The 11,065-nt window shown below is 75.2% G+C and carries 11 protein-coding genes and 1 tRNA gene; 6 read left to right on the top strand and 6 right to left on the bottom strand.

The window, feature by feature from the left end:
* Positions 1–66 precede the first annotated feature (66 nt).
* Entirely contained in the window at positions 67–663 is a 597-nt protein-coding gene (locus ABZ457_RS20305) for a histidine phosphatase family protein (RefSeq protein ID WP_359159061.1), read from the top strand.
* A gap of 46 nt (positions 664–709) precedes the next feature.
* Here the strand turns inward: ABZ457_RS20305 and ABZ457_RS20300 are convergent, their stop codons facing one another.
* Positions 710–2,119: a tetratricopeptide repeat protein gene (locus tag ABZ457_RS20300; protein ID WP_359159059.1), complete on the bottom strand. Its 1,410-nt coding sequence runs from the start codon at positions 2,117–2,119 to the stop codon at positions 710–712.
* Between the two features lie 308 nt (positions 2,120–2,427).
* Here ABZ457_RS20300 and ABZ457_RS20295 point away from each other — a divergent pair, with 308 nt between their 5' ends.
* Together ABZ457_RS20295 and ABZ457_RS20290 are read left to right on the top strand one after the other, a co-directional pair.
* Complete coding sequence (locus ABZ457_RS20295) at positions 2,428–2,826, top strand: hypothetical protein (RefSeq protein ID WP_359159093.1); 399 nt, start codon at positions 2,428–2,430, stop codon at positions 2,824–2,826.
* Between the two features lie 574 nt (positions 2,827–3,400).
* On the top strand, positions 3,401–4,258 hold the full coding sequence (locus ABZ457_RS20290) for a fused MFS/spermidine synthase (RefSeq protein WP_359159057.1): 858 nt from the start codon (positions 3,401–3,403) through the stop codon (positions 4,256–4,258).
* A 21-nt stretch (positions 4,259–4,279) separates the two neighbouring features.
* On the opposite strand, the gene ABZ457_RS20285 is transcribed toward ABZ457_RS20290, so the two are convergent.
* Positions 4,280–4,804 carry a hypothetical protein gene (locus tag ABZ457_RS20285; protein ID WP_359159055.1) on the bottom strand — a complete coding sequence of 175 codons (525 nt, stop codon included), beginning with the start codon at positions 4,802–4,804 and terminating at the stop codon, positions 4,280–4,282.
* A 118-nt stretch (positions 4,805–4,922) separates the two neighbouring features.
* Between ABZ457_RS20285 and ABZ457_RS20280 the strand changes: the two genes are divergently transcribed.
* Both ABZ457_RS20280 and ABZ457_RS20275 read left to right on the top strand, forming a co-directional pair.
* Positions 4,923–5,660, top strand: coding sequence for a response regulator transcription factor (locus ABZ457_RS20280; RefSeq protein WP_359159053.1), 738 nt, complete (start codon positions 4,923–4,925; stop codon positions 5,658–5,660).
* On the top strand, positions 5,657–7,066 hold the full coding sequence (locus ABZ457_RS20275) for a HAMP domain-containing sensor histidine kinase (protein ID WP_359159051.1): 1,410 nt from the start codon (positions 5,657–5,659) through the stop codon (positions 7,064–7,066). Before ABZ457_RS20280 ends, ABZ457_RS20275 begins: the two co-directional genes overlap by 4 nt.
* A 271-nt stretch (positions 7,067–7,337) precedes the next feature.
* On the opposite strand, the gene ABZ457_RS20270 is transcribed toward ABZ457_RS20275, so the two are convergent.
* The 4 genes from ABZ457_RS20270 to ABZ457_RS20255 form a co-directional block, all read right to left on the bottom strand.
* Positions 7,338–7,410 (bottom strand) — tRNA-His (locus ABZ457_RS20270).
* 158 nt (positions 7,411–7,568) lie between these two features.
* Positions 7,569–8,177 (bottom strand): oligoribonuclease, encoded by a 609-nt coding sequence (gene orn, locus ABZ457_RS20265; RefSeq protein ID WP_359159049.1) that lies wholly within the window; start codon positions 8,175–8,177, stop codon positions 7,569–7,571.
* Positions 8,178–8,283: 106 nt separating this feature from the next.
* Positions 8,284–9,474, bottom strand: a complete 1,191-nt coding sequence (locus ABZ457_RS20260; RefSeq protein ID WP_359159047.1) for a helix-turn-helix domain-containing protein — start codon at positions 9,472–9,474, stop codon at positions 8,284–8,286.
* Between the two features lie 385 nt (positions 9,475–9,859).
* A complete protein-coding gene (locus ABZ457_RS20255) occupies positions 9,860–10,129 on the bottom strand; it encodes a hypothetical protein (protein WP_359159045.1) in 270 nt (89 codons plus the stop codon).
* Between the two features lie 342 nt (positions 10,130–10,471).
* On the opposite strand from ABZ457_RS20255, the gene ABZ457_RS20250 reads away from it, so the two are divergent.
* The gene (locus ABZ457_RS20250) at positions 10,472–10,993 is read left to right on the top strand and encodes a universal stress protein (RefSeq protein WP_359159043.1); all 522 of its coding nucleotides are present in this window, start codon (positions 10,472–10,474) and stop codon (positions 10,991–10,993) included.
* Positions 10,994–11,065 lie beyond the last annotated feature (72 nt).

Below are 11,065 nucleotides of genomic sequence, written 5' to 3'. Positions count from 1 at the left end.
GTCCAGGTGCCGTGCGCGATGATGGAGGGGAAACGCGCACCGCCCCGCACACCAGGAGACGCCCCCATGGCACCGCGGATACTGCTCGCCCGGCACGGCCAGACCGAGTGGTCGCTGAACGGCAGGCACACCGGCCGCACCGACATCCCGCTGCTGGAGGAGGGCCGGCGCGGCGCGAAACTGCTGGGCGAGCGGCTGCACCGCGCCCCGTGGTCCGGGCTCGACGGCGTGGAGATCCGCACCAGCCCCCTGGCCCGCGCCAGTGAGACCTGCGAACTCGCGGGCTTCGGCGACCGCGCCGAGCCCTGGGACGCCCTGATGGAGGTCGACTACGGCGACTACGAGGGCCTGACCCCGGCCGAGATCCACGAGCGGCAGCCGGGGTGGGTGCTCTGGAAGGACGGCGCGTCCGGGGGCGAGAGCCTGGCGCAGGTGTCCGCGCGCGCCGACGAGGTGGTGGCGTGGGCCCGTTCCGCGGACCGGGACGTGCTGGTCTTCGCCCACGGGCACATCCTGCGCTCGATCTGCGCGCGCTGGCTCGGCGAGGACGTCTCCTTCGGCGCGCGGGTGCGGCTCGACCCGACGAGCCTGTCGGTGCTGTCCTGGGCGTACGGGGACCCGGCCGTCGAGCGCTGGAACGACACGGCGCACCTGGAGGGCTGAGCCCGGCCGGGCTCAGGGCCGGACCCCGCCCCCGGTCCGGGTCGGCTCAGGCGAGCTGCGCGGTCGTCGCCTCGTACCGTTCCAGGAATCCGCCGACGCCCGGCGCCGCCCGGTGCGGGCGCAGCACCTCCGCCGTGTCCGCGAGCATGCCGAGGACCCGGGTGGAGCGGACGTCCTCCAGCAGCGCCAGCACCTGGTCGCCGGCGGCCGCCGCCTCGTCCGGGACGCCCGCCCGCGCCAGGTCGGCGGCGAGTTCGGCCCGGTAGAGGGCCAGGTTGCGGGTGAAGCGGTGGTCCTGGAGGGACGCCGCCCGCCGGGCGTGGCAGGCGGCCCGCGCCCACTCGCCGAGGGCCGACCAGCACTGCGCCTGGAGCGCCTCCAGCTCCGGCTCGGCGAAGAAGGACATCCACTCCGGGTCGTCCTCGGCCGGCCCCCGCGCGAAGTGGTCGTGCGCCCGCGCGAGGGACCGTTCGCAGCCCGCGCGGTCCCCGAGCCCGGCCCAGCCGCCCGCCTCCCGCAGCGACAGCAGGGACAGCAGCCGGGCCGACCCCACCTGCCGGGCCGCCTGCTGCCCGGCCTGCGCGGTGCGCACCGCCTCCCGGTGCCGGCCCGCGTCCCGGGCGAGGAAGGAGGTGTTGCAGAAGGCGTGGGCCTCCAGGGCGGCGTCGCCCGCGACCCGGGCCGTGGCCAGTGCCTCCGCGTAATGGGAGCGGGCGTCGCCGAGGCGGCCGGAGTCATGGGCGAGCCAGCCGACCGAGATGGCCAGTTCGCCCGCCCCCGCGTGCAGCCGCTCGGCCGTCGCCGCCCGGGTCGCGACCCCGGAGTCGAGCAGGGCGTACGCGGCGCGCAGCGGCTGGGCGGCGCGCCGGTAGAGCCCGTCGGCCCCGTGCCGGTCGTCCAGCAGGCGGATGCGGCGGACGGCCTCCTCCACCGCCTCGGCCTCCCCGGCGCCGACCCGGCGGCGCTGGGCGGGCACGGAGTCGCCTCCGAGCCCGAGGGACGCGGCCGCCACGGCGGCGGATCCGCTGGTCATGAACGCGCGACGCAGCACGTCGCTCTCCTCGTCGGTGTCACTGTCACGGTCGGTGCGGCACGCACCGCCGCCGGGCGGGAACAGGCAGCACGGCAGCGGCCCGTCCGCCCCCCGGGGGCGCGGCGCCGCCGGTCTGCCCCGGCCGCGCACGGCCTCCCGCGGGCTGAACCCCAGGTCGGTCAGCGTGCGACCGGGGAACATGTGCAGGAACACGCGCTCGTACGCGTAGTTGGGGCAGCGGATCTCGCCGGCCTCCACGCGTCCGATGTAGCGGGCGTCGCACGAGACCTGCTCGCCGATCTCCCGGGCGGCCCTGCGGACCGCCGTGGCGAACTCGCCCGGTGAGCGGGTCCCGCGCAGTTTGCGGAAGACCAGGTTGGGGCGGGCGGGACGGGCCCGTGATCCCTGAGACGACGACTCCATGGCCGAGCCCTCTCTTGGTGCAGCCGTGTTACGGCGGGGCAAGAACGTACCTGCTGCGGCGAGGCACTGACACGGAGATTTGACCCCAAACGGGATGACTCGGCGGTGATCTGCCATGAACTGCCACCCTTTGCGGCGGCGTGCCGCCGTAGCCCTTGACGCGCACGGGCGTTGAACCGTAGGGAGACGCGGTACGTGTCCCCCCTACGGGACTCTGCGAGGAGGCGATCCCCGTGTCGGAGGTCGACAGGGAGACCGGTGCGACGCCGCCGGCCACGGCGGGCCAGGCGCCCACGGCGGACAGCAGCGTGTCACCGGGCGCGGTCCGCGCGGTGCTGCCGGCGCCGTGCGACCTGGTGACCGTGCCCGCGCGCCAGGGCCTGGAAGCGGTGGACATCCTGCGCCGGGCCGCGGCCGCGCCCGGGGTCGGGCCGGTGCTGCACGACGGGCCGTGCGACACCCTGGGCTTCCTCGTCCCGCCGGGCACCGCGGACGGCTGGGACGTGCCCGGCAGCGCCTGCACCCGCACCAACGGGCGCGGGCTGCGCATCCCGGAGACGGTGCCGCCGGTGCCGGGCTCAGGCTGGCTGCTGCCCCCCACGGACCCCGCCGACCCGGGCGCGACGGCGGTCACGGACCCCGCCGTGCTGCGGCGGGCCCTGGACGAGGCGGCCCGGCTGATCGAGGCCGCGGACAACTGCCGCTGAGCGCCCCTTCAGGGGCGCGGTCCGCCCGGTCCCGGCGCGACGCCCCCGGGGGCCCCACGTCATGCGGGCGGTCACGCCGGCGGTCTTGAGCGGTCCCGGCGCGACGTCCCGGACCGGTTGAGCGGCGCCGCACGGCCCGGTTGAGCAGTTCCGTGAGCAGTTCGCGGCCTCCGGGCACGCCCGCGGCGGGCCGGGCCCCGGCCGCCCGGTCCGCTCCGGTCGAGCAGTTCCGCGGTCTCCGGGCAGATGCCCACGCCGGTGGCCGGGCTCGGCCCCGCTGCAGCCCGGGCCTACCGCCCGGCGAGCGGCGGGGAGTCCGCTTCCCTGCCGGGGCGGCCTCGGTGCCGCACGGGCCTGTGGCCGTGTCCGCCACCGGGCTCCCGGCCCCCGGGTGGGGCGGGTGACACCGGGACGGGTGCCCGTACGGGCCGAATCCTGGCCGGTCGGGGTGCCCCGCCGTGGCCCCACCAGGGCCGGCGCCCTTGCCCGGGTCGGGCCTGTCACCGTGCTGCCCCGGCCCCCGGGTGGGGCGCCCGCGGCGGGCCGGTCGGGCCGGGGCGGGGATAATGGCCGGATGGGACGGCGCAGGCGGCGGGAACGGGGCGAGGTCGTCGCCGAGCAGGTGGGCGGCGGGGTCGCGGAACTCGTCGCGGACCCCGAGCGGCCCCGCGCCTGGTCCCTGCTGATCGACGGCGCCCCGCAGTCCCACGTCGACCTCGACGACCCGGCCCACCTCTCCTTCGCGTACCAGCGGCGACTCGGCCATGTCGTGGACCTCGCCGGGCCGCCCGGACGGCCGCTCCAGGTCGTGCACCTCGGCGGCGGCGCGTTCACCCTGGCCCGCTACACCGCGGCGACCCGGCCCCGCTCCACCCAGCAGGTGGTGGAGGTGGACGAGGCGCTGGTGCGGCTGGTCCGCGAACGGCTGCCGCTGGAGCCCGGCGCCCGCGTCCGGGTGCGCACCGGCGACGCCCGGGCCGGGCTGGGCCGGGTCCCGGACGACTGGGCGGACCTGGTGATCGCCGATGTGTTCGCGGGCGCCCGCACCCCGGCCCATCTGACCAGCACCGAGTTCCTCGGCGAGGTCCGCCGCGCGCTGCGGCCCGGGGGGACGTACACCGCCAACCTCACCGACGGCCCGCCGCTGTCCTATCTGCGCGCCCAGGTCGCCACCGCCGCCGCCGTCTTCCCGGAACTCGCCCTCTCCGCCGACCCGGCCGTGCTGCGGGGCCGCCGTTTCGGCAACGCCGTGCTGGTGGCCTCGGACGTCCCGCTGCCGGTGGCCGAACTGACCCGCCGCATCGCGGGGGACCCCTTCGCGGGCCGGGTCGAACACGGGCGCGCCCTGGCCGACTTCACCGGCGGCGCGGCCCCGGTGACGGACGCGAACGCCAAGGACTCGCCCGCGCCGCCCGCCGAGGTCTTCGCCTGAGCGACGGGTGCGCCGACCGGTTCAGCGTTCGTCGAACTGCACCATCGGCGGATGCCCGTTCCAGGTGCAGAACACCGAGACCTCCCGGCCCTCCTGGGTGAACGTGACCCGGATCCAGGTCGGTTGCTTCCACACCTGCATCTGCCAGCCCGCGTCCGGGGTCGCGGACACCAGCTCCGCCGCGGCGTCCCCGATGTCGAACACCACCCGGCCGCCGTCGACCGTGTAGCCCTTCACATTCCCCGGCTCCGGGGACGGACTCGGCTCCGGAGCGGGCGGTTCGGGTTTCTCGGGGGCGGGCTTGCGGCTGGGGGACGGCGAGGGCGAGGTGCGGCTCGGCGAGGCCGAGGGGCCGGGCGTCCGCGGTGCCGGCGACGCCCGCGGCGGCTCCGGCGGGGTCGAGGAGTTCTGCGCCGTGATGGGCAGGGCGCGCGGACGGTCGTACGCGGTTCCGGCCATGACGGTGTGGACGCCCCACCAGGACAGCGTCACGGCCGCGCCGGTGGACAGCGACCACGCCAGCCCCTGCACGAGTCCTCTGCTCACCGGGACATGGTGCACCATGCCCCGGTCCCCTGTCCCGCTTCCGCTTCGACCCGTCCGCACCACGGGGCGACGCGACTTCCCGGGGTCCGTGTCCTCCGGATGGCGTACGGTGCCGCCCATGGCAAGTGTGCTCGTGGTCGAGGACGACCAGTTCGTGCGCTCCGCCCTCATCAGGCATCTCACCGACGCCTCGCACACCGTGCGGAGCGTCGGCACGGCCCTGGAGGCGCTGCGCGAGGTCGCCCATTTCCGGTTCGACGTGGTGGTCCTGGACCTCGGACTGCCCGACCTGGACGGGGCCGAGGCCCTCAAGATGCTCCGCGGCATCACCGACGTCCCCGTGATCATCGCGACCGCGCGGGACGACGAGGCCGAGATCGTGCGGCTCCTCAACGACGGCGCCGACGACTATCTGACCAAGCCCTTCTCCGTGGAGCACCTCTCCGCGCGGATGGCCGCCGTACTGCGCCGCGCCCGGGCCGGCTCCGGGGAGGGGCCGCCGAGCCGGCTGATCCGGGTCGGCGGCCTGGCGATCGACCCGCTGCGCCGCCAGGCCGAACTGGACGGCGCCGCACTCGACCTCACCCGCCGCGAGTTCGACCTCCTCGCCTTCCTCGCGGGCCGCCCCGGGGTGGTCGTCCCCCGCAAGGAACTCCTCGCCGAGGTGTGGCAGCAGAGCTACGGCGACGACCAGACCATCGACGTCCATCTGAGCTGGCTCCGCCGCAAGCTGGGCGAGACCGCGGCCCGCCCGCGCTATCTGCACACCCTGCGGGGCGTGGGCGTGAAACTGGAACCCCCGCACGGCATACCCGAGCAGCCGCCCGGACCGGCGTGGGAGGGGCCCCGCGCATGAGATGGGCCCTGGTCAAGGTGTCGCTCGCGGTGACCGTGATGGTGGTGCTCGCCTTCGCCCTGCCGCTCGGGGTGGTCATCAAGGAGATGGCCCGGGACCGCGCCTTCTCCAACGCCGAACGGCAGGCGGCGGCCATCGGCCCGACGCTGACGGTCACCACCGAGCGCAAGATGCTGGAACGCGCCGTGGAGTCGACGCCCGCCGGGGCGGCCGGCCGGATGGCCGTGCACATCCCCTCGTCCGGCGAACCGGGCAGTGTGCCGCTGGAGATCGGCAAGCGGCGGGCCGCGGTCCGGGACCTGGCCACCGTCCGGCGCCTCGGCCGGGCGTCCATCAGCGAGGTGACGGACGGCTCGGCGCTGCTCCAGCCCACGGCCATCGGTACCGGCCAGATCGCCGTCATCGAGATCTTCGTGCCGGAGGGCGAGGTCTCCAACGGGGTGGACACCGCCTGGCTCGTCCTCGCCGGGGTCGGTGTCGCCCTGATCCTGGGGTCCGTGGCGGTCGCCGACCGGCTCGGCGTGCGGATGGTGCGGCCCGCGCAGAAGCTCGCGGGTGCCGCGCACGACCTGGGCGAAGGCCGGCTCGGGGCGCGCGTCCCCGAGGAGGGACCGCCCGAACTGCGGTCCGCGGCCGTCGCGTTCAACTCCATGGCCGACCAGGTCGTCCAGCTCCTCGCCAACGAGCGCGAGCTGGCCGCGGACCTCTCGCACCGGCTGCGCACCCCGCTGACCGTCCTCCGGCTGAACGCGGCCTCCCTCGGGGACAGCGCGGCCGCCGAGCAGACCCGGGCGGCCGTGGCCCAGCTGGAACGCGAGGTCGACACCATCATCCGCACGGCCCGGGACGCCAAGCCCCAGACCTCGGCGACCGGGCCGGGCGCGGGCTGCGACGCGTCCGAAGTGGTGCGCGAGCGCATGGAGTTCTGGTCCGCGCTGGCCGAGGACGAGGGGCGCACGGTCCGGCTCGCGGGGGTGGACCGGCCCGTCCGCATCCCCGTCGCCCGCCCCGAACTGGCCGCCGCGCTCGACGCGTTGCTCGGCAACGTCTTCCGGCACACCCCCGAGGGCACAGCCTTCTCCGTGGACGTCCACAACAGCGAGGACGCCGTCATCGTGCTCGTCTCGGACGCGGGGCCCGGTATCGCCGACCCGGCCGCCGCGCTCACCCGGGGCAACAGCGGCGCGCGGGACGGCTCGACGGGCCTCGGCCTGGACATCGTGCGCCGGGTCGCCGAGTCGACCGGTGGCGATGTGCGCATCGGGCGCTCGGTCCTCGGCGGCACCGAGGTCCGCGTCTGGATCGGCTTCGACCCGCGCGAGGCCGGCCGCGGGGAGAGCCGCCGGGTGCGGCGCGGACGGGAGCGGGGCCGCGAACGGGGCCGGCGCAGGGCCGCCCTGCGCTGACCCGGGCCCGGCCGGGGCCGCCCCCGGGTGCCGCGCCGGATTAATCCGGCCCCATGCCCTCCTCAAGCCCGCCTTGAGAAACCCCGCCGGCGCCCCGGCCCGGCTCTCCGCCCGGTTCCGGCCCGCTGGCGTGCTGTCCGCACCGCCGCGCGGACCGGTGTCACGCAGGCGTCCGCCGCCTGCCCGCTGACCCCCGGCGCGCCCCCCCCGCACGCGCCCGGAACACGTCTGAGGCCGGTCCGCGTGACGCGGACCGGCCTCAGACGATCAGGGTGAGTGACGGGACTCGAACCCGCGGCATCCTGGACCACAACCAGGTGCTCTACCAGCTGAGCTACACCCACCATGACCGGTCGTTTCTCCGACCGGCCGAGAAAAAGTGTACAGGGTCCCGGAGGGTGCTCGCGCCAGGGTTTCCGCAGGGCCCGCCGGGGCCGTCGGACCGGCCCCCGGCGAGGCCCGCGGACCGGCCCCCGGCGAGGCCCGCGGACCGCCCCGCGGATCAGGCGGGCTCGGCCGGCAGGACGTGCTTGGCCGCGATCGTCCGCGCGGTCTCCGTGTCCGGGCCGGGCTGCGGCACGAAGACGGCCTCGCGGTAGTAGCGCAGCTCCGCGATGGACTCCCGGATGTCGGCGAGGGCCCGGTGGTTGCCGCTCTTCTCGGGACTGTTGAAGTACGCCCTCGGGTACCAGCGGCGCGCCAGCTCCTTGACGGAGGAGACGTCGACGATGCGGTAGTGGAGGTGGCCCTCCAGGGCGGGCATGTCCCGGGCGAGGAAGCCCCGGTCGGTGCCGACCGAGTTCCCGCACAGCGGAGCCTTGCCGGGCTCCTTGACGTGTTCACGGATGTACGCGAGGACGCGGGCCTCGGCGTCCTCCAGCGTGGTGCCGCCCGCGAGCTCGTCGAGGAGTCCGGAGGAGGTGTGCATCTGGCGCACGACCTCGGGCATCGTCTCCAGGGCCGCGTCCGGCGGGCGGATCACGATGTCCACGCCGTCGCCGAGCACGTTCAGTTCCGAGTCGGTGACCAGCGCGGCCACCTCGATGAGTGCGTCGTCCGTCAGCGAGAGCCCGGTCATCTCGCAGTCGATCCACACCATGCGATCGTTCATGCGCCTACCTTAGGGGGCTCGCGCGGGAACGGGTGTGCGCGGGAGCGGACGTGCTGCGGGCCGGGGTCGGTGTCGACCCCGGCCCGCAGCACGCGGTACGGACGCGTCAGGACAGGCTCCGCTGGCCCGGCAGCCCGGCCCTGGCGTAGACGTCCTGGCCCGGGCGGCCCTGCTCGGGCACGCCCCCGGGCAGTCCGGCCGGGTGGCCGCCCCGCCGCACGCCCGGCGCGGCCTGCGCCGGTACGACCGCCTCGGCCGCCGCCCCCGCCTGGGCGGGATCGCTCTGCGGCCGGCGGGCGCGGTAGGCCGCCCGGTAGGCCGCCGGCGAGGAGCCGAGCTGGCGGCGGAAGTGGCCGCGCAGCGCGACGGGGGAGCGGAAGCCGCAGCGGCCCGCCACCTCGTCCACCGAGTAGTCCGACGTCTCCAGCAGCCGCTGCGCCTGGAGCACCCGCTGGGTGATCAGCCACTGGAGCGGGGCCGAGCCGGTCAGCGAGCGGAAGCGGCGGTCGAAGGTCCGGCGGCTCATGTAGGCGCGTGCCGCCAGCGTCTCCACGTCGAACTGCTCGTGGAGGTGCTCCAGCGCCCAGGACACGACCTCGGCCAGCGGGTCCGAGCCGATTTCCTCTGGTAAAGACCTGTCGAGGTAGCGCTCCTGACCGCCGGTGCGACGGGGCGGGACGACGAGCCTGCGGGCGAGTGCGCCGGCCGCCTCGGTGCCGTGGTCGGTGCGCACGATGTGCAGGCAGAGGTCGATTCCGGCCGCGGTACCCGCCGAGGTGAGCACATCGCCGTCGTCCACGAACAGCTCGCGCGGGTCGACGTGGACGGACGGATAGCGCTTGGCCAGCGTCGGCGCGTACATCCAGTGGGTGGTCGCGGGCCGGCCGTCGAGGAGGCCGGCGGCGGCGAGCACGAACGCCCCCGTGCACAGCCCCACGATCCGGGCGCCCTCCTCGTGTGCCCGGCGCAGCGCGTCCAGCGCCTCGGGTGGCGGCGGCGAGGTGATCGAGCGCCAGGCCGGCACCACGACGGTGCCCGCCCTGCTGATCGCCTCCAGGCCGTACGGTGCGGTGAGTTCCAGACCTCCTGTGGTCCGCAGGGGTCCGTCCTCGCCACCGCACACGAGCAGGCGGTAGCGGGGCACTCCGGCGTCCTGGCGGTCGATTCCGAACACCGAGAGCGGAATGGAACTCTCGAATATGGGGCCGCCGCTGAACAACAGCACGGCGACGACTTCCCGGCGCCTGCGGCCGGAAAGCTTCCGTGCCGCCTCCGGTGCGGCGGAGTCCTGACTCATGACGCTAAGCCCCCCTCGAAGTGCGCGTCTCCCCGTTCGTTCCGGGCCTTTCGCTCCTGCACTTTTCCCCTCGGTTCTGCACGAGTCCCCCGGCCTTCGATACTCATGATCGAATCTACTGTGTCGCGTCGTGACGGCGTGGCAAGTTCGGCATGCCCCGCTATGTCGACTTGGCAACTTGGCGCGATGCATTCGATCACGAAGCGTTCCACTCGCGGGGCCCGCAGGGAAGTGGCGGCGTCGGGCATGGCCCGTCCCCATAGGGTGCGAGAGCGGGCCCACGTGCGTTCTTCCCTGGTGGCAAGGGGGTTGACGGGCCATTTCGGCAACGGAGGTTCCACCCCGTGAAGTTGGCTGAAAACCGATGGTTGCGAGGAGGGGCGTGTCAGGCGCCGGGCGCACCCCTGCGGGCCCGGTGCGCACCCCTGTGGACGCGGGCGCACGCCGGGGTCCGCGCCGCCCTCGCCGCCGCCCGCCGGGCCTGCCGCTCGGAGTGGCGCAGCAGCACCCGGCAGGCGCAGGTGACGGCGGCCAGCCCGAGGGCGGCGGCCGCCGCGCCGCCCACCGAGGAGCCGTACACCACGAGCACCACGGGCACGAGCAGACAGCTGAAGGCGGCCCAGCGGACGACCTCGTCGGACGGGCGTGCGGTCACTCGGTGCTCCCGGGGGGTGGGGTGCGGGGTGCTGCGGCCGGCCGGACCGGGCCGGCGGACTGGCCAACGACCGCCGTGTGCGTCCGGTCACTGCGCGCGACACGGTGCGCGACACCGGGAAGCTGCATCGGCCACACGGCATTGCCATCACGGGGCCGCTCGGGCATGCTCCCTGGGACGCCGCCGCGCATGAGGCGGCCGCGCTGTGGGCAGGAGAGGAGTGTCGCCGTACCCTTGGGGGTATGGAGCCGGGAAAGGCGATTTCCCGGACGCTGCTCCCGGTACCACCGCCGACCACGCACCTTCATCCCTCCCACGAGGACGTTCTTCGCCGAGACACCGATGGCCGGTCACGAAATCCCCGAACCCGCGGACCGCAAGCAGGTCGCCGACCCCCTGTCGGACCTCCAGGCGGCCGAAGAGTCATGCCACTCCTGCGATCCCGCCTTCCAGCACGGGGTCGTCGTCGGCTTCGACGGGTCGACCTCCAGTGAACGGGCCCTCGCCTACGCCATCGGCATGGCCGGCCGCTCCGGTTCCGGCCTGATCATCGTGCATGTCGCCAACCGCCTCCCGACCACGGTCTGGGCGGGCTGCGAACCCCCGGTCTTCGTGGACGTCCCCGACCACCGCACCGAGGTCCTCGGTCTGGAGCTGGCCTGCGCCGACTATCTGTCCGAGGTCCCCTGGATCCTCGTGGAGCGCGGCGGCGACATCTGCCACGAGCTGGAGGAGGTCGGCCGCGAGTACTCGGCCGACGCCATCGTGGTGGGCTCCACGCACGGCCTCGTCGGACGGCTCTTCGGATCGGTCGCGGGCCGGCTGGCCAAGCGTGCCCAGCGCCCGGTCGTCGTGATCCCCTGACGCCCCCGGGGCGCCCCCGCGGCCCGCTGCCGCATCAACTCCCCCTCCGTGCACCGGAGATACGGAAACCTA

The sequence above is a fragment of the Streptomyces sp. NPDC005805 genome (assembly GCF_040630445.1).
Classification (GTDB): Bacteria; Actinomycetota; Actinomycetes; order Streptomycetales; family Streptomycetaceae; genus Streptomyces.
This window is presented reverse-complemented; position numbering and strand designations above follow the sequence as displayed.